Consider the following 18,593-nt stretch of genomic DNA (forward strand, 5'->3'; position numbering starts at 1 on the left):
ATCAGCGGGGGCGGTGGATATGGGCGCTTTGGACGATGCCGAAGGCGGCCATCAGAACCAGCATGGCGGAACCGCCATAGCTGACCATCGGCAACGGCACTCCCACCACCGGGGCAAGACCCATCACCATCGACATGTTGACAGCAAAGAACAGGAAGAAATTCAGCGCGATGCCCAGCGTCACCAGTGATGAGAATCGATCTTTTGTCGAGAGCGCGGTGATTAGGCAGAACACCAGGATCAGGCCATACAGAGTCAGTAGGGTGATGCCACCGACAAAGCCGAACTCTTCGGCCAGCGTGGTAAAGATGAAGTCGGTATGTTTTTCGGGTAAAAAGTTCAGACGCGACTGCGTACCCTGCATGAACCCGCGCCCGTTCCATCCCCCCGATCCCAAAGCGATCTTGGACTGGGTGATGTGATACCCTGCGCCCAGCGGATCGGTAGACGGGTCCAGAAACGTGTCGATCCGTCGGAACTGATAATCCTTGAGCAACTGCCACTCGGTCCCGCGGCTGTTGAACACGGTGGCAATCAGGCCGACCACAGCGGCGATGACGGCGGCGAAATAGGCCCAGTGGACTCCAGCCAAAAACATCAGCCCGCCACCTGCCGCCAACAGCAGGATTGAGGTGCCCAGATCGGGCTGTTTCAGAACCATGAACGTGGGGATCAGGATCAACGCCACCGGGATCAGCACCCACAGCGGGCGTGACGTTTTATGAGACGGTAGCCAGTCGTAATAGGCGGCCAAAACCATAACCAGCGCAACTTTCATAACCTCGGACGGCTGCAGTCGCATGAATCCCAGGTCGATCCAGCGCTGCGCGCCCATGCCGATGGTGCCAAAAAGCTCAACGAAAACAAGCAATACGATTGACCCGAGATAGGCCACGACAGACATGTTTCGCCAGAACCAGATCGGTACCAGCGCGATGATGAACATCGCTGTCAGACCCAGCCCAAAGCGTTCCATCTGCGGTTCCGCCCAGGGCATCCACGATCCCCCCGCAACCGAATACAGCATCAGGAATCCGGCACTTGCCGTGCTGATCAGCAACAGGGTCAGTGGCCAGTTCATATACAGGAATTTGCGGAACCCCGACGGTGTGGATTTGACGGCATATTCAAGATAGCTCATGCGCGGTCCTTCTCGGAGGGACGCGCTTTGGGGCGGCGATCGCCCTCAAGCCGTTTTTGCTGTTCCTTGATGCGGTCGCGGTCGCCAGCCGGATAAGCTTCAAGCGGAGGTGTGCCGTTGTAGAGCGCTTGCAACATGATGTCCCGTGCGACCGGGGCCGCTGCCTTGGACCCACCGCCGCCATGTTCCACCACCACGGCTATGGCGTATTTCGGATTGTCATAAGGCGCAAAGCTAACAAACAGCGCGTGGTCGCGGCGTTCCCATGGCAGGTCTTCGTTGCGGATCACACCGGCTGCGCGCTCCGCCTTGGTGATGTTGCGCACTTGGCTGGTGCCGGTTTTACCCGCCATGCGCAGGTCATCCGCGATGATACGGCTGCGATAGGCGGTGCCGCCTCGTTCATTCGAAACCGAGAACATGGCCTTGCGGATCCGTTCCAGATTGTTCGGATTGACGGCCAGCGGCTCACCAGCGCCGGAAGGCTGCTCAATCCCGTTCACGGACCGCACCAAACGCGGCTTGACCGCACGCCCTGTCGCAATTCGCGCTGTCATCACGGCAAGTTGCAGGGGGGAGGCCAGCATGAAGCCCTGACCAATAGACGCGTTTGCGGTGTCACCAACCAACCAGCTTTCACCGTGAACACGTTCTTTCCATTCTTGGTTCGGGGCCAGTCCGGCAGCTACGGCCGACATCGGGATATCGTGCTTGACGCCCAGTCCGAAGATGCGGGCCATCTCTGATATATTGTCGATGCCGGTGCGCAGAGCTACGTCATAGTAATAGACATCGCAGCTGCGTTTCAGCGATAGATTGAGATCAACGGTCCCATGCCCACCGCGTTTCCAGCAGTGAAAGCGGCGGCTGCCCACCTTCAGGTGACCGGGGCAGTAGACTGTGTTCGATGGCCCGATCACCCCGGCCTCAAGCGCGGCCATGGCGGTGATCATCTTGAAGGTCGAGCCCGGCGGATAGGTGCCCTGAACCGTCTTGTTGGCCAGCGGGCGGTAATTGTCCTGTGTCAGTGTCCGGTAGTCGCCGACGGAGATACCGCGCACGAACAGGTTCGGATCAAAACTGGGGGCTGAACTGATGGCACGGATATCGCCGGTCTCGCAATCGATCACCACGGCGGCGGCACTTTCCCCGGCCAGACGTGCCTGCGCGTATTGCTGCAGATCTGCATCGACAGAAAGCTGCAGATCGGCCCCGGTCTCACCTTCTTGCCGGTCCAGTTCACGCATCACGCGGCCAGTGGCGTTGACCTCGACCCGTTTCGCCCCGGCTTTGCCGCGCAGGGCAATCTCTTGCTTGGCCTCTAGCCCGACCTTGCCGATCTGGAACCGCGGAATTCGTAGGACCGGCTCAGGGTCTTCGATCTGGCTCAAGTCATAATCGCTGACCGGGCCGACATAGCCGACGACATGGGCAAAATCCTCATAGCGCGGGTACTGCCTTGTCTGTCCCACTTCGGGGATCACACCGGGCAAGGCGGGTGCGTTGACGGCAACCTTCGAGATATCCTCCCACGTGACCTGATCGGCCAGCGTGACCGGCAGGAACGGGGCCGAGCGGCGCATTTCGGTCTTGGCGCGTTCAATCTCATCTGCCGTCAGGGGGATCAGCTCTGAAAGCTTGGCGATAACCTGATCGACGTCACCGGCATCTTCGCGCACCATGACGATACGGTATGAGGGCGAGTTCTGGCCGATGATCTCGCCGTTCCGGTCGTAGATCCGTCCACGGGTTGGCGGGATCAGGCGGATATTGATCCGGTTTTCCTCGGCCAGCAGGCGGTATTCATCGGCCTGATCCACCTGCATATAGCGCATCCGGGCGGCGAGCCCGCCGATGAAGGCGGCTTGTAACCCACCCAAAAGCAATGCTCGACGAGGCAGGCGTTTATAGGCAAGGCTCGGGGCTTTGGGTTTGCGCTGTTTCATCCCCGTGCCCCCACGGCATTGGTATTGGCCACGGTTGCGCGCCGCACGCCAAGCGCGTTCTGGCTAAGCAGAACGATCAAAGGATAAACCGCAATTGTCAGAACCACTTGTATCACTACAGGCCCCAATGCCGCTTGTTGTACAGACACAATAGCAAGAATGACACGGTTCAGCATGAAAACTCCCGTGATCGCCACCGCAACGGTGGACCATTCGCTAACAAAACCTGAATCCCGCATTCCAAATGCAGCCGAGCGCAGATAAGCCGAGCCCAACACTACGAGCGCGGCCAACAAGCCGGGCGGGCGTTGTAACAACAGATCAGCCATCAGCATGACGAAGGCGATCAGCAGGGTCGGTACAAATTCGGGCCGCCGCAATACCCAGGCAAAAGTCAGTGCGATCAAAAAGTCGGGAAATGGCCAGCGGTCCGGTTTCGTGTCCAGTGGCAGCAAGTGCAGAAATAGCACAAGGGCGGCCAGTATAAGATACAGCCCACGCTTGGACCAAAGCTGTGAGGTTGCGTTATCCATCGCCGACCTCGGACGGGGTCAGGGCGGCCTCGGGGTTTCGTGGACCGACGATATCACCCGTATCGCGGATCTGAGGCGCTGATTGATAGCGCAGCACCCGCAGAAATTCGAGCCGTTCAAAATCAGCTGACAGGCGCACCCGCAGGCGACCGCCGGGATCAGCAGTGATCTGACCGATCAGCAAACCGCCGGGAAACACGCCACCATCGCCCGAGGTTACGACCCGGTCGCCGGGGCGGACCAGCTCTCGGTTCTCCAGAAACTCGACCGCCGGTGCGGACGTGTTGTCGCCGGTGATCAGGGCGGTCTGGCCAGAGGGTTGGATTGTGGCAGGGATCGCGCTGGAGGCATCAGTCATCAGGATCACCCGTGCCGTGTCCGGCCCCACGCCGGAAATGCGCCCGACCACACCAATCCCATCCATTGTGGCCCAGCCATCGGTGATACCGTCGCGTTCCCCCACATTCAGCAGAACCGACTGCCGGAAGGGTGACCCGCTATCGGCCATCACGACCCCGGTGATATAGGTCAGACGGGGATCGAGACGCACGTTGTTCAAATCCAACAGCCGGGCGTTTTCCTGTTCAAGCTGAAGTGCTGCTTCTTTCCAGGCGCGCATCAGGCGCAGCTCGCTGCGCAGCTCCTGGTTCTGTTCGCTCAGGCGTTGGTAACTTTGGAAATCGCGGGCCAGGTTGACCACGGCGGTGACCGGGACCATTGCCCACTCCATCGAGGGCACCACCCGGTCCACGACCTGCGCGCGGAACCGTTCCACGCGCGGGCTGTCGATCCGCCAGACCAGAAAGATGGCAAGCAGGCACAGCACCACAATCCCCAACAGCAAACGGCGCAGGGGGGTGGTGTATTCGTCGCGCTGTGATCGGTCCTTTGCCACAGGTTACCTTCCCGTGCTGCTCTTGCCCGAGTGTTGTCCCTTAAAGGGTGCGCGCCTTAGCTTTCGTAGTCAATCGCGTGGCGCAGCTGTTTTTCATATTCCAACGCCTTGCCGGTGCCCAAAGCCACACAATTCAGGCTTTCATCAGCAATCGACACGGCCAGCCCGGTTTGTTCGCGCAGGGCCAGATCCAGGTCGCCCAGCAGCGCGCCACCTCCGGTCAGCATGACGCCTCGGTCCACGATGTCCGCAGCCAGATCGGGCGGAGTAGTTTCCAGCGCGGTCATGACGGCTTCGCAGATCGCCTGAACTGGCTCTGACAATGCCTCGGCCACTTGCGCCTGGCTGATTTCGATTTCCTTCGGCACGCCGTTCAGCAGGTCGCGGCCACGGATATGCATCGACTGACCGCGGCCGTCATCGGGCATACGGGCGGTGCCAATGGTGGTCTTGATCCGCTCGGCGGTCGATTCACCCACCAGCAGGTTCTGCTGGCGACGCAGATACGAGATGATGGCTTCATCCATCCGGTCTCCGCCCACACGGACTGAACGGGCATAGACGATGTCGCCCAGCGACAGAACGGCCACCTCGGTGGTGCCGCCGCCGATATCAACGACCATGTTGCCGGTCGGGTCAGTAATTGGCATGCCAGCACCGATCGCGGCAGCAATAGGTTCCGCAATCAATCCGGCGCGACGCGCACCTGCGGACAGAACCGACTGACGGATCGCACGCTTTTCAACCGGAGTTGCGCCGTGTGGAACGCAGACGATGATTTTGGGTTTCGAAAAGGTCGAGCGCTTATGCACCTTGCGGATGAAATGTTTGATCATCTCTTCGGCGGTGTCGAAATCGGCAATGACGCCTTCACGCATCGGGCGGATGGCTTCAATCGAACCCGGCGTCCGGCCCAACATCAGCTTGGCATCCTCGCCCACGGCCAGCACTTTTTTCACACCGTCTTTCACGTGGTAGGCGACAACGGACGGTTCCGACAGGATCACGCCGCGTCCTTTGACATAAACCAGCGTGTTCGCTGTCCCAAGGTCGATGGCCATGTCCGCTGTGAACAGGCCGCCTAGATTGCCAAAGATCCCCATGATTCCCCTGATCCTGTATGTCGGTTTTCTACTGCCCGCGACTCGACGGTTCCGGGACGGATGACTTATAGGGTGTCAATACGCCCGGTTAAAGGGCTGATTCCGCGACAATCAGCACCTTTCCGCCTTATTGAGAGGGACTTTAGAAGGCAATATGCTCTCTTATCAACACATTTACCACGCCGGGAATCTGGCTGATGTGCAAAAGCACGCATTATTGGCATGGGTGCTGAATTATTTGACCCGCAAAGACAAGCCGCTGACATACCTTGAAACCCACTCTGGACGGGGGCTGTATAAGCTGGATGCGGTTGAGGCACTGCGCACGGGCGAGGCGGCGGCGGGTATCGGGCGAGCCCAAAAGGCCGACTGGTTCGATGCGGATCATCCACTGAGCCGGGCAATTGCGGCGGTTCAGCAGCGACAGGGGAGCGTGGCCTATCCCGGTTCTCCGATGATCGCGGCCAGTTTGCTGCGCGATCAGGACAGTTTGCACTTTGCGGAGCTACACCCGCAGGAACACGCGGCTTTGGCTATGGCGATGTCACCCTATGGAGCCAAAGTGTACCAACAGGACGGGTACGAACTGGCGCAATCCCTGCTGCCGCCGACGCCGCGGCGAGGGATGTTGCTGATCGACCCAAGCTACGAGGTGAAATCGGAATATGATCGTCTGCCCGGCATCATCGCCAAACTGCATCGCAAGTGGAATGTTGGCGTCATTGCCCTGTGGTATCCGCTTCTAACGGATGACCGTCACCGGGCCATGGTTTCGGCGCTGAAGGCGCAGAATCTACCTAAGGCGTTTTGCCACGAGGTTCGGTTTGACCCGGTGCGAGAAGGGCACCGCATGGTCGGTTCAGGTATGTTTATCGTCAATGCACCATTCGGTCTGGAAAACGAAGCCGCCCGGTTGACCAAGTTGTTCAAGGCGCTCTGAACACAGTCTACAGTCAATTCCAGAATGCTCCCGCCTCGCTTGCCCGCATCAAAGATGCAGCCAACCGAGTTGGGCCCGGCAGCGCGCCTTTGGCGCGCTGCCGGGCCCAAAACCCAAGAAGGTTCGGCGAAGCCGGGCCGCCGCGGGTGCGGGAGCCATTGCCCCTAGGTCAGGTCTTTGTAGCTGATCTCGCGTGCGTCGGCACCGGGGCCGGTTTTTTCACGGCGTACGATCAGGCGGTTCAAGGCGTGAAGATAGGCTTTGGCCGAAGCCACAACCGTATCCGTGTTGGCCGATTGACCCGTTGCGATCATGCCGTCTTCTTCCAGACGGACTGACACCGTGGCCTGGGCATCGGTGCCCGCTGTTACTGCATGCACCTGATACAGCTGAAGATGGGCTTTGTTCGGAAAGATCGCGCGGATTGCCTTGAAGGTCGCATCCACCGGGCCGTCGCCGTGTTCGGTTGCGATCGTATCCTTGCCGTCCACTTCCAACTCGACCGTCGACTCCGCCTGTCCGCCAGTGCCGCAGGTCACCTTCATCGACACCAATTGCAGATGATCGTCTTCGTCATCCAGCGTCATCAATGCGATAAGATCGTCGTCAAACACCTCTTTCTTGCGGTCAGCCAAATCCTTGAACCGCACGAAGATATCCTTGAGCTGGTTGTCACCAACCTCATAGCCCAGCGTTTCCAGCTTGTCGCGCAACGCCGCACGGCCCGAGTGTTTTCCCAAAGGCAAGGACGTGCCCGAGAGGCCGATATCTTCGGGGCGCATGATCTCAAAGTTTTCGCGGTTCTTCAGCATGCCATCCTGGTGGATACCGCTTTCATGGGCAAAGGCGTTCTTGCCAACGATGGCCTTGTTGAACTGCACGTTGAAGCCCGACACCGTCGCAACGCGTCGCGAGATATGCATGATCTTGGTCGTATCAATGCCGGTGTTCCACGGCATAATGTCGTTGCGGGTGCGCAGCGCCATAACGACCTCTTCCAACGCCGTATTGCCAGCGCGTTCGCCAAGGCCGTTGATCGTGCATTCAATCTGACGTGCCCCGCCCGCGACAGCGGCAAGCGAGTTCGCCGTCGCCATGCCAAGATCGTTGTGGCAGTGGGTGGCAAATACCACCTCATCTGCACCCGGCACCGTCTCGATCAGGCGCTTGATCAGGTCAGCCGATTCCATCGGGGCCGTATAGCCCACAGTGTCTGGGATATTGATCGTCGTGGCGCCGGCCTTGATCGCAATCTCGATCACGCGGCACAGATAATCCCACTCGGTCCGCGTTGCATCCATCGGCGACCATTGCACGTTTTCACACAGGTTGCGCGCGTGGCTGACAGTCTCGTGGATTTTCTCGGCCATTTCGTCCTGTGTCAGGTTCGGAATGGCGCGGTGCAGTGGTGAGGTGCCGATAAACGTGTGAATTCGGTTCTTCCCGGCGTGCTTGACGGCTTCCCAACAGCGGTCGATATCCGCGAAATTGGCACGCGCCAGGCCGCAGATGCGGCTGTTTTTGGAACGCTCGGCGATCTCGGATACCGCTTTGAAATCGCCCTCGGATGCGATGGGGAAACCGGCCTCGATGATGTCGACGCCCATTTCATCCAGCAATTCTGCGATTTCCAGCTTTTCGTCATGGGTCATGGTTGCGCCGGGGCTTTGCTCGCCGTCGCGCAAAGTGGTGTCAAAGATCAAGACGCGGTCTTGGTCGGTCACGTTGGTCATGGGATTCTCTTTCTTCTTCTGTCCTAAAGCCTATGGCGCGCGGGCGTCCTCCTCTGAGCGGGCGCGCCGGATGGCACGCTCAGAGGCGGATTAGGATCAGTAGGCCACGCAGAGACGCACCGCGCAGGGCGGTGTCGGCAAAAGGGATATCTGCGCGGTTGATCATGGGGCGGATTTTATACAGAGCCCGCCCAGAATGAAAAGACCCATTTGCGCCTTAACTGCTGTTGCAGGGCTTTCTTTCAAGAGTGGCGTATTGATCCGCGTAACAGGACGTCTAGGTGGTTAGTGATGAAAACAGCGTTGATCATAGGCGCGTCAGGAGGAATCGGTCAGGCGGTATGTCACCGCCTGAGGCGGCAGGGCGCGGCGGTGACCACCTTGTCGCGGTCTACGGACGGGTTTGATTTAACCGATCCCGCCGGTATTGAGAGCGTATTGGGCAAGTTATCCGGCCCCTTCGATTTGATCCTCGTCGCCTCGGGCGCTTTAGAGATCAACGGGGCGGCCCCGGAAAAGACAATGCGTGCGGTCACAGTACAGACAATGATGGACCAGTTTGCGTTGAACGCTGTCGGACCTGCGCTGATTCTGGGCCATGCATCACGCCTGCTGCCGCGGGATCGCCGGGCGATTTTTGCTGTGCTATCGGCACGCGTCGGGTCCATCGGGGACAATAGGCTGGGCGGTTGGGTCAGCTATCGCGCAGCGAAAGCCGCGGTGAACCAGATCGTACATACGGGGGCGATCGAACTGCATCGTACCCACCAGCAAGCGATCTGCGTTGCCCTGCATCCCGGCACCGTGAAAACTGAATTCACCCGAAAATACCTGGGACGTCATCCCGCTGTTGCACCGGATGAAGCCGCCGAGAACCTGTTGACCGTGATGGCGCATTTAACCCCAGCCGAAACTGGAGGGTTTTTCGATTCGGCCGGAGACCCCGTGCCGTGGTGATGGTTCAGCCGTCCGAATCGGTGGTGTCTGTTGTATCCGTCTCAGGGGTTGTGCTGTTCGATGTCGCCAATGCGCCGTTTTCCCAGACACCGGTTTCCTCTTCGCCGTTGGCATAGCGCACTGTGCCGTTGCCGTGCCGTTTGGCGTCGACAAAGCTGCCCTCGTAAACATCGCCGCTTGGGTATGTGGCGATCCCGTCACCGGTGATCTTGCCTTCGGTCCATTGGCCAGAATAGCTGAACCCGTTGGCCATGACGATTTCACCTTGCCCGTGGCGTTTGCCTGCGTTGAACTCGCCGGAATAGGTGGTGCCATCGGGATACGTGGACAAGCCCTTGCCCTGACGCAGACCATCGGCCCAATCCCCGTCATAGCTGGACCCGTCAGCAGAAGTCAGAATGCCCTTGCCACTCGGTTTGGCGTTTTTGAACTGTCCCTTGTAGACCGTGCCGTTGGGATAGGTGGAAATACCCTGACCTTCAATCACGCCAGCGATCCAATCGCCATCATAGGTCGAGCCGTCGGGGTAGGTGATCAGGCCCTTGCCCTCGGCCAGATCAGCCTTGAAATCGCCGACATGGACCGAGCCATCCGGATAGGTCATCTCACCTAAACCCTCAAGCAGCCCGTCGGTCCATTCGCCGGTGTATGCAAATCCGTCAGTGCCGGTATAGGCCCCCTGACCATGGCGCAGATCGTTGGCATAGTCGCCTTCGTAGACGTCGCCATTGGCATAAATCATCTTGCCCTTGCCTTGCCGCCGACCCTCGATCAGTTCGCCTTCGTAGACGTCACCGTTGACAAGGGTCATGCGTCCGGAGCCTGTTATGCGGTCTTCGACCCAATCGCCGACGTAAGTCATCCCGTCGGGCAGGGTCAGGCTGCCTTGACCGTGGCGCTGACCATCCTTGATTTCGCCCTCGTAGATACCGCCTTCGGCATAGGTAATCTTGCCACTGCCCTGTTTGACACCATCAACCCAGTCCCCGTCATAGCTAAAGCCGCTGGGGTCCGTCATCACGCCCTTGCCGTGATAACGCGCGTTTTTGAAATTGCCCTCGTAGCGCGCGCCATTGGCATAGATCGCGATGCCAGCGCCATTGAGCGACCCGTCGGCCCATTCACCATCATAGCTGCCGCCGTCGGCATAGATGATCTTGCCGCGCCCTTCGGGTTGCCCTTTTACAAACATGCCTTCGTAGATCGAGCCGTTGACATAACGGGCAATCCCTTTGCCCTGAATCTCACCCTCGGCCCATTCGCCGCTATATTCGAATCCGTTAGGCAGGCGATACGTGCCGGTCCCGTGGCGCAGGCCGTTTTCGAACGTGCCTTCATAGACGCCGCCAACTTCATCGTCTGTGGTGATTACCTGACCGTTCTGCGCGGCGGCACCTGCAGCGATCAGAGCGATTGCTGATGCGGCAATGGAAATGCGAAAAGCGTTCATAATCTGTCCTGCCTGCCCAGTGTTCATCCTTTTGCGCAAAACTAAGGTACCGGTGGGGGCAGAGCAACGGGTTTTGCCGCATTTGCCTTTTACTTGCGCAATGATCTGCTAAATGGCTGTAAGACTGACGAGGGCAAGAGGGCACAATGGCCGACCGTTTCCGTATCACTCTGGCGCAACTCAATCCCACCGTGGGGGATATCGACGGTAACGCTGCCAAGGCGTTGGCCGCGTGGAAGCAGGGGCGCGAGGCCGGGGCCGATCTGGTGGCGTTCCCCGAGATGTTCATCACCGGCTACAACACGCAGGACCTGGTGATGAAGCCTGCGTTCCACCGGGCGGCGATGGCGGCGGTCGTGGATCTGGCCAAACAATGCGCCGATGGCCCTGCGGTGGCGATTGGCGGACCTTGGGCAGAAGATGGCAATCTTTTTAATGCGTACCTGATCCTCAAGAACGGGCGGATCAGCAGCAAGTCGTTGAAACATCATTTGCCCAATGAAACCGTGTTCGACGAAGTGCGCCTGTACGATGCCGGGCCTTTGGGCGGGCCTTATGCGGTTGGCAACACCCGCATCGGCAGCCCGATCTGCGAAGACAGCTGGCATCCGGACGTGGCCGAAACGCTTGAGGAAACCGGGGCCGAGTTTCTGCTGATCCCCAATGGTTCGCCGTATTTCCGCAACAAATACGACGTGCGCCTGAACCATATGGTGGCCCGCGTGGTCGAGACTGGCCTGCCGCTGATCTATCTGAACATGGTTGGCGGTCAGGACGATCAGGTATTCGACGGGGCCACGTTTGGCCTGAACCCGGGCGGAGAGCTGGCGTTTCGGATGCCTGTCTTTGACGAGGCCGTGACGCAGATCGATCTGGAGCGTGGCGATGATGGCTGGCGCATCGTGCCCGCTGAAATCGTGCCGCAGCCCGACGAATGGGAGCAGGACTATCGCACCATGGTGCAATCCTTGCGCGACTATATGGGCAAGACCGGGTTCAAAAAAGCGCTGCTGGGTTTGTCGGGCGGCGTTGATTCTGCCTTGGTCGCGGCTATCGCAGTGGATGCCATTGGCGCTGAGAATGTTCGCTGTGTGATGCTGCCTTCGGAATACACCAGTCAGGCGTCGTTGGACGATGCCGAAGCCGTCGCCAAGGCGTTGGGCGTTCACTATGACTATGTGCCGATCTCGGACAGCAGGGCAGCCGTGACCGAGACCTTGGCCCCGCTGTTTACTGGGCGTGATGCGGATTTGACCGAAGAGAACATCCAATCCCGCTTGCGCGGATTGCTGTTGATGGCGATCTCGAACAAGTTTGGTGAGATGCTTTTGACCACAGGCAACAAATCCGAGGTCGCGGTGGGATATGCCACCATCTACGGCGACATGAACGGCGGCTATAACCCGATCAAGGATTTGTACAAAACCCGTGTGTTCGAGACCTGCCGCTGGCGCAATGCAAACCATCGCGACTGGATGATGGGGCCCGCAGGTGTGGTGATCCGCCCTTCGGTCATCGACAAACCGCCCAGTGCCGAACTGCGTGAGGACCAAAAGGACAGCGACAGCCTGCCCGACTATCCGGTTTTGGATGCCCTTCTGGATATTCTGGTCGATCGTGAAGGCTCGATCGCCGATTGTGTCGCTGCCGGATTTGACGAGGCTGATGCGCGGCGGGTCGAGCATCTGATCTATATCAGCGAATACAAACGCTTTCAGTCCGCCCCCGGAACTCGGTTGACACATCGGGCTTTCTGGCTGGATCGCCGCTATCCGATTGTGAATCGCTGGCGGGACAAAGGCTGAACTGCTCTGGAACCAACTAAGGAATAAATGATTGTCTCCTTCGCTAGGCTAGTTTGCCCAGAGGGGTGAGCATTGTTTCAAATTTTCCGATAACACTCTAATTTTCCAGCCTCTCTTGGAATAGATGGCTTGAAATTGAGACATTTTTTTGCCACATTTTAGCTTAATTCACGCCCCATCTGGGGCGGTGTGACCTTATTTCGAAAGTATCGAATTGTGGCGCACTTGGTGTTGGATGTCTGAGTTAACGATTTGGTGTTATTATGTATGAGGGATATGACAAACCGCTTCACCCGCCGTTGAGGTACAAATCAATGGAGTCCGAGGCGCGGGTTCTGGACGAAGCTAAGTTGGATTCTGCCATCGCGGATCTTCTTCGCGAGGATGAGCCCGAAGACCCCGAGCCTGAGGTGAAATCCACAAAAGCACCGACCGTCTTTCCTGAACTGCCTCATCAGGCCGAGATGGATGAAGAGGTCGAGACGAAAGACAGCGGGTTGGGGGCGACCCTGCGCCAGAAATTGGCAGAGTTGCGCGGCGCGGCTTAATTTCCAGTTGAATCCGGACGGAATGGCGCGTGTTTTCTCGCGCCTATTGGCGTGTTCGCCACAACTTTTGAAAATCATCACCCCTGCGGCACAAGGCACGTTGCCTGTGCGCTCGCTCTGGGCCTTCATAGCGGTTCGAGCCATGAAATAAGAGCGGTTGATGCCCGGCCCCAAGCCAACCCCCGTCGAACCTGATTTGCACTTGCCCAAAACCGTGGATGTCGTTGTCATCGGCGGCGGCATAATCGGCGCGTCCACCGCGTTGGAACTGTCTGAACGCGGTGCTTCGGTGCTGCTGTGTGAAAAGGGGCAGATCGCGGGCGAGCAAAGCTCGCGCAACTGGGGATGGGTGCGTCTGGGTATGCGCGACCCGCGGGAAATCCCGTTGATGGTCGAGGCGCTGCACCTGTGGCAAGGACTGGATCAGCGGACCGGCCGCAAGACAGGTTATACCCGTGCAGGCATCCTGTTTGGCGCCTCGGGCAAACGCAGCAGCGGAAATCTGGAACGCTGGCTACGCCATGTCGACGGGTTGCAAACCGGTGCCAGATTGGTGGCCGGGGGTGAGTTGGACGCGATGCTGCCTGATACTGCAGCGGATTTTGATTGCGCCCTTTTTATGCCGCAGGACGGTCGGGCCGAGCCGCAATGGGCCGCACCCGCCATCGCCGAGGCGGCGCGGGACCGTGGGGCGGTGCTGATGACCAATTGCGCAGTGCGCAGTGTCGATCTTAGGGATGGCCGCGTTTCTGGTGTGTTCACCGAGCGTGGTCGGGTGGCATGTAATTATGTGGTTCTGGCCGGTGGTGCGTGGTCACGTCTGTTTGCCGGGAATGCCGGGATTGATCTGCCGCAACTGAAGGTACTGAACACGGTTCTGCGCACGTCACCTGTCGAGGGTCCTGAAACAGCGCTTTGGGCGGATGAATTCGCAATGCGAAAGCGTGCCGATGGCGGCTATAGCATCGCGTCCGGTCGTGAGAATACGGTTGATATCGTGCCCGATAGCTTTCGTCTGGGCCGACAGTTCCTGCCTGCCTTTAAACAGGAATGGCGGTCTTTGCGCTTTCGATTGTCGGGCCGCTGGCGCACCGAGGCGCAGCAGGATCAGACCTGGCTGCCAACCGATGTGACGCCGTTCGAAAAATACCGTGTGCTGGACCCCGAGCCGTCGTTAAAAGTGTTGCGCAAGGCATGGGCCAAAGCACGCAATGCGTTTCCGGCGCTTGAACAGGCCGAGATTGTACAAAGCTGGGCGGGCATGATCGATGTAACACCGGATGCGGTGCCGGTAATCTCGGGGGTGGATGAGATGGCGGGAATGTATATTGCAACCGGTTTTTCCGGTCACGGGTTTGGTATCGGCCCCGCAGCAGGCCGTCTGATGGCTGACCTGGTCGCCGAAACCACGCCTTGCGTCGATCCGGCCGCTTTTCGCCTGTCCCGTTTCACGGATGGCTCAATGGTGCGGCCGGACCCTGGATACTAGGGCTTAGCCCATCATCTGATAGCTGACCGGGACAAAGCGGAACCCGTCACCGCGCGTTTCGACAAAGCCAGCCGCCGGGAACGGCATGTGATAGCCGATCATAGGCACCTTGTCGGCGGCCAGCATGCCCAGCACATTGCGCCGGGATGCAGTGGCTGCCGCCTTGTCCATGTCAAAGCGCACCTCCCATTCCGGGTGGGCAAATGACCAGACATAGTGATTGGCCAAATCAGCGGTCAGCACCAGACGTTGCCCGTTGCTTTCCAAGTGGTAAACTGTGTGACCCGGAGTATGCCCATAGGCTGCGACTGCGGTGATGCCCGATGCAACCTCGCCCCCGTCTTCGACAAAGGTCATCTTTTCGGCCAGCGGTGTCACTTTGGCTGCGACCAGATCGCCGACGCGGTTGCCTGCGTCTTGCGCGGCCCAGAAATCATATTCAGGCGATGCAGTGACATAGCGCGCATTCGGGAAGGTCGGCGCGTCGTTCGTGGTCATACCGCCGATATGGTCGGGATGCATATGGGTGATCACAACGGTATTGATCTGATCTGGGGTCACGCCCGCATCCGCCAGCGCGGCCTGAATGCCGCCCTGACCCAGGCCAGTGTCGAACAGAACCAGCTCAGACCCGGTATTGACCAGTGTTGGGGTAAAAAAGAACTGCGCCACCTCGGGCGAGATGAAGTTGTCGGCTGAGACCTTGGCGAAATCCTCGTCCGAAGCGCCGCCGCCAAAGATATCCTTGGCGCCGTCACGGGGCAGGCTACCGTCCAACAATGTGGTGACGGTGAAGTCGCCCAACTTCAAGGATTTGGCGATGGTTGAATTGGCCTTGGTCTCGGTCCCGGCGGCCAAAACCGGGGCGGCGGCGGATGCGAATGGCAATGCTGCTGCGGCTCCCATGGCCGCGCGGCGAGTCAATTTGATGGTCATTTTCGATCTCCCTGTCAGAATATCAGGATGTTAGGTAGGGCGGAGAGGGTCACTTGCCACTCTATACACCCAAGACATGGGCTGTGTGGTTGAACATTACGTGTTAAATTTTGTTCATGGCGCGATCTGTAAACAAAACCGTCCCAACAGGGCAAAGCGTTGAGAGTTTCCTTTCGGCGGTACAGCCAACGCGAAAAGCCGAGGAGGCACGGGTACTGGATGCAGTATTCCGCAACGCGACGGGATTTGCACCTGTTATGTGGGGGGCGTCGATGATCGGGTACGGACGATACCATTACCGATATAAATCCGGGCGCGAGGGTGATTTTCTGGCCACCGGGTTTTCCCCACGTAAATCCGCGCTGTCGATCTATATCATGCCCGGTTATGCGGATTTCGGGGATATCCTGACGCGCCTGGGCAAACACAAACTGGGCAAATCCTGCCTTTATGTGAACAAGCTGGCGGATATTGATCTGGATGTGCTCTCCGAGCTGATCCGCGCCGGGTTGAAGGACCTTGATCGGCACTGGCCGGTACAGCCGACCTGAAACCCCTGCTGGACAAAAACGCGCCTTTGTGACATGAGCCGCGCCAACAGGAGAACTCCATGACCACCACCCGTTTTGCCCCGTCGCCCACCGGTTATATCCATGTGGGCAACCTGCGCACCGCCTTGATGAACTATCTGATCGCCCGTAAGGCAGGTGGTACGTTTATCCTACGTATCGACGACACCGATCCCGAGCGGTCGAAGGAAGAATATGTCGACGCCATCAAGCAGGATCTGGAATGGTTGGGTCTGCATTGGGACCGGGTCGAGCGCCAGTCCGAACGGCTGGACCGTTATGCCGAAGCTGCGGACAAACTGCGTGAGATGGGACGGTTTTATGAGGCGTTTGAAACGCCGACCGAGCTGGACCTGAAGCGCAAGAAACAGCTGAACATGGGCAAGCCGCCAGTTTATGACCGCGCCGCGCTGAACCTTTCTGAGGCTGAGAAAGACGCGTTGCGGGCTGAGCGTGGTAATGGTGTCTGGCGGTTCAAGCTGGATCATGAGCGGATCGAATGGACCGATGGCATTCTGGGCGACATCTCAATCGATGCGGCCTCGGTGTCTGACCCGGTGCTGATCCGGGGGGACGGTCAGGTATTGTATACGATCGCGTCAGTGGTGGATGACACCGAAATGGGCGTTACTGACGTTGTGCGCGGCTCGGACCACGTGACCAACACCGCGACGCAGATTCAGATCATCGAGGCACTGGGCGGCACTTGCCCACGCTTTGCGCACCACTCGCTGCTGACCGGCCCGCAGGGTGAGGCTTTGTCCAAGCGTCTGGGCACGCTGGCCCTGCGCGATCTGCGTGAACAGGGTGTGCAACCAATGGCTCTGCTGAGCCTGATGGCGCGTCTGGGCTCGTCCGATCCGGTTGAGTTGCGTTCGGACATGGCTGAACTGATCGAAGGATTCGATGTAAACCGTTTCGGGGCTGCACCAACCAAGTTCGACGTGCAGGACCTGTTCCCGCTGACGGCGAAGCACCTGCAATCGCTGCCGCTGGCCGATGTGGCCGACGCCGTTGCCGACGCAGGCGTTCCAGCCGACTTGGCCGAGCAGTTCTGGTCGATGGCGCGCGAAAACATCACCACCCTGGCCGATCTGAAAGGCTGGTGGGAGCTGTGCCGCGACGGGGCTGAACCCTTGATCGCGGATGAGGACCGTGAGTTTATCGCCGAAGCCGTTGCGCTGCTACCCGAAGGGCCTTTCGATGGTGAAACATGGGGCGCATGGACCAAGGCGGTGAAAGAGGCCACCGGCCGCAAGGGCAAGGGCCTTTTCATGCCGTTGCGCAAGGCGCTGACCGGCATGGAGCGGGGCCCGGAAATGGCGACCTTGCTGCCGTTGCTGCAGGTGATTCGCGCGCGCGGGTGAATGTACCTGATCCGGTGTTAATCAGCCTAGAACACGAATGAGGCAGGCAAACCGCCTGCCTTTTTTTGTTGGCCGGTCTGCAGCACTTGTGCCGAAACCTGTTGCAAACGATCATCCACCAATTCGGTCTCTGCCGGTTTTAGTTGCTGATGGCGCGGATACCGAGGTTCTGCGCGATCATTCAGGATTGGCGCGTCCCAACCATCGGTGGTTGCAAAAAACCGATCCACTCCATCGGGTCCGAAGGCACGCAGATAACCCTGCACAACCACGTCTATATAACTGAGTATCAGCGGGTGGTGGTTGCTGGGTGCGGTATGACGGTCATGCGGCACCGCATAGACGGCAATTTCAACGTCATGTGTCAGAGAGTGTGTCACCGCCTGCGTGGCTGGAACCCGATCATAGGCCCACTCCCGTTCATCCAGCGCCGCCCAGTCGTTTTTCGGGACATGGGCTATCATCCCCTCAATCTCACAATCCGGGTCCGGCACTGCGGTCAGAAAGGCCACCGGGCGCAGATCGGTATGGCGCCAGGCGCGCCGCCATCCCTTTAACCGGGCCGGGTGCGGATCGGGGAAATCATGGGTCGAAAGGTTCACAAGGCTGCCATAGCCAAAGAAATAAGGGTCCGCCATGCGCCTACATGTCCTTCTAAGCGATTGATGTATGTCAAACCGCTTTTTTGCCAGACATGCAATAAGGTCCCACCTTGAAATTTGGGAGGCCAACATGCGGATTACCAAACGGACAAACATAGCAGTGCGCCTTTTGATGTATTGTGCGGCGCATCAGGATCGATTGGTGACAAAGGCCGAGATTGCGGATGTGTGCAATATCTCGGAAAACCATCTGGCACAGGTGATCAATCAATTGAGCCAGCTAAATTACCTGAGCACCCAGCGTGGTCGCAATGGCGGTATGTCTCTGGCGCGCCCAGCTGACGAAATTCGCGTCGGGTCGGTTTTTCGCCATGTCGAGGGCGCTTTGCCGATCGCTGAGTGTTTTGCCGATGCCGACAATACTTGTCCACTGACCGATGCGTGTCGCTTGCGGGTGGCGCTTAGCGACGCTGCCGAGGTTTTCTATGCCTCGCTGGACGAGATCACGCTGGATGCGCTGGTCTGTGACAACGAACAGCTTTTGCAAATCCTGCAACCGGTGGCCTGCGTGCGCTGATC

General features: G+C 58.8%; 17 protein-coding genes. 8 read left to right on the forward strand and 9 right to left on the reverse strand.

The window, feature by feature from the left end; genetic code table 11:
• Window position 1: 1 nt before the first annotated feature.
• Genes rodA through ACR3EP_RS17090 form a run of 5 tightly spaced genes read right to left on the reverse strand, consistent with a single transcriptional unit; the run spans window position 2 to window position 5,618 of the window.
• A complete protein-coding gene (gene rodA, locus ACR3EP_RS17070) occupies window positions 2-1,141 on the reverse strand; it encodes a rod shape-determining protein RodA (protein ID WP_170350566.1) in 1,140 nt (379 codons plus the stop codon).
• On the reverse strand, window positions 1,138-3,087 hold the full coding sequence (gene mrdA / locus ACR3EP_RS17075) for a penicillin-binding protein 2 (protein WP_480638752.1): 1,950 nt from the start codon (window positions 3,085-3,087) through the stop codon (window positions 1,138-1,140). Before mrdA ends, rodA begins: the two co-directional genes overlap by 4 nt.
• Window positions 3,084-3,620, reverse strand: a complete 537-nt coding sequence (locus ACR3EP_RS17080) for a rod shape-determining protein MreD (RefSeq protein ID WP_480638753.1) — start codon at window positions 3,618-3,620, stop codon at window positions 3,084-3,086. The genes mrdA and ACR3EP_RS17080 overlap by 4 nt, the downstream gene beginning before the upstream one ends.
• Window positions 3,613-4,515 (reverse strand): rod shape-determining protein MreC, encoded by a 903-nt coding sequence (gene mreC, locus ACR3EP_RS17085; protein ID WP_170350563.1) that lies wholly within the window; start codon window positions 4,513-4,515, stop codon window positions 3,613-3,615. Before mreC ends, ACR3EP_RS17080 begins: the two co-directional genes overlap by 8 nt.
• A 56-nt stretch (window positions 4,516-4,571) precedes the next feature.
• Complete coding sequence (locus tag ACR3EP_RS17090; RefSeq protein WP_008756832.1) at window positions 4,572-5,618, reverse strand: rod shape-determining protein; 1,047 nt, start codon at window positions 5,616-5,618, stop codon at window positions 4,572-4,574.
• A 154-nt stretch (window positions 5,619-5,772) separates the two neighbouring features.
• Here ACR3EP_RS17090 and ACR3EP_RS17095 point away from each other — a divergent pair, with 154 nt between their 5' ends.
• Window positions 5,773-6,558 carry a 23S rRNA (adenine(2030)-N(6))-methyltransferase RlmJ gene (locus ACR3EP_RS17095; RefSeq protein ID WP_170350562.1) on the forward strand — a complete coding sequence of 262 codons (786 nt, stop codon included), beginning with the start codon at window positions 5,773-5,775 and terminating at the stop codon, window positions 6,556-6,558.
• Between the two features lie 164 nt (window positions 6,559-6,722).
• Here ACR3EP_RS17095 and ACR3EP_RS17100 read toward each other — a convergent pair whose 3' ends face one another.
• Complete coding sequence (locus ACR3EP_RS17100) at window positions 6,723-8,291, reverse strand: 2-isopropylmalate synthase (protein ID WP_170377680.1); 1,569 nt, start codon at window positions 8,289-8,291, stop codon at window positions 6,723-6,725.
• A 291-nt stretch (window positions 8,292-8,582) separates the two neighbouring features.
• On the opposite strand from ACR3EP_RS17100, the gene ACR3EP_RS17105 reads away from it, so the two are divergent.
• Window positions 8,583-9,248 (forward strand): SDR family NAD(P)-dependent oxidoreductase, encoded by a 666-nt coding sequence (locus ACR3EP_RS17105; protein WP_480638754.1) that lies wholly within the window; start codon window positions 8,583-8,585, stop codon window positions 9,246-9,248.
• Window positions 9,249-9,252: 4 nt separating this feature from the next.
• Here ACR3EP_RS17105 and ACR3EP_RS17110 read toward each other — a convergent pair whose 3' ends face one another.
• Entirely contained in the window at window positions 9,253-10,698 is a 1,446-nt protein-coding gene (locus ACR3EP_RS17110; RefSeq protein WP_170551526.1) for an MORN repeat-containing protein, read from the reverse strand.
• A gap of 146 nt (window positions 10,699-10,844) precedes the next feature.
• Here ACR3EP_RS17110 and ACR3EP_RS17115 point away from each other — a divergent pair, with 146 nt between their 5' ends.
• From ACR3EP_RS17115 to ACR3EP_RS17125, 3 genes are all read left to right on the forward strand, one after another.
• Complete coding sequence (locus ACR3EP_RS17115) at window positions 10,845-12,503, forward strand: NAD+ synthase (protein WP_480638755.1); 1,659 nt, start codon at window positions 10,845-10,847, stop codon at window positions 12,501-12,503.
• A 314-nt stretch (window positions 12,504-12,817) separates the two neighbouring features.
• Entirely contained in the window at window positions 12,818-13,051 is a 234-nt protein-coding gene (locus ACR3EP_RS17120; protein WP_480638756.1) for a hypothetical protein, read from the forward strand.
• A gap of 160 nt (window positions 13,052-13,211) precedes the next feature.
• Window positions 13,212-14,540: an NAD(P)/FAD-dependent oxidoreductase gene (locus ACR3EP_RS17125; protein WP_480638757.1), complete on the forward strand. Its 1,329-nt coding sequence runs from the start codon at window positions 13,212-13,214 to the stop codon at window positions 14,538-14,540.
• A 3-nt stretch (window positions 14,541-14,543) separates the two neighbouring features.
• Here ACR3EP_RS17125 and ACR3EP_RS17130 read toward each other — a convergent pair whose 3' ends face one another.
• Complete coding sequence (locus ACR3EP_RS17130) at window positions 14,544-15,476, reverse strand: MBL fold metallo-hydrolase (protein ID WP_480638758.1); 933 nt, start codon at window positions 15,474-15,476, stop codon at window positions 14,544-14,546.
• 116 nt (window positions 15,477-15,592) lie between these two features.
• On the opposite strand from ACR3EP_RS17130, the gene ACR3EP_RS17135 reads away from it, so the two are divergent.
• Both ACR3EP_RS17135 and gltX read left to right on the forward strand, forming a co-directional pair.
• On the forward strand, window positions 15,593-16,027 hold the full coding sequence (locus tag ACR3EP_RS17135; RefSeq protein ID WP_170397254.1) for a DUF1801 domain-containing protein: 435 nt from the start codon (window positions 15,593-15,595) through the stop codon (window positions 16,025-16,027).
• 59 nt (window positions 16,028-16,086) lie between these two features.
• Window positions 16,087-17,412 (forward strand): glutamate--tRNA ligase, encoded by a 1,326-nt coding sequence (gene gltX, locus ACR3EP_RS17140; RefSeq protein ID WP_480638759.1) that lies wholly within the window; start codon window positions 16,087-16,089, stop codon window positions 17,410-17,412.
• Window positions 17,413-17,438: 26 nt separating this feature from the next.
• Here the strand turns inward: gltX and ACR3EP_RS17145 are convergent, their stop codons facing one another.
• On the reverse strand, window positions 17,439-18,050 hold the full coding sequence (locus tag ACR3EP_RS17145) for a gamma-glutamylcyclotransferase family protein (protein WP_480638760.1): 612 nt from the start codon (window positions 18,048-18,050) through the stop codon (window positions 17,439-17,441).
• A 94-nt stretch (window positions 18,051-18,144) separates the two neighbouring features.
• On the opposite strand from ACR3EP_RS17145, the gene ACR3EP_RS17150 reads away from it, so the two are divergent.
• A complete protein-coding gene (locus tag ACR3EP_RS17150) occupies window positions 18,145-18,591 on the forward strand; it encodes an RrF2 family transcriptional regulator (protein ID WP_170350551.1) in 447 nt (148 codons plus the stop codon).
• Window positions 18,592-18,593: the final 2 nt, after the last annotated feature.

The organism is Ruegeria sp. BB10, from assembly GCF_056535725.1.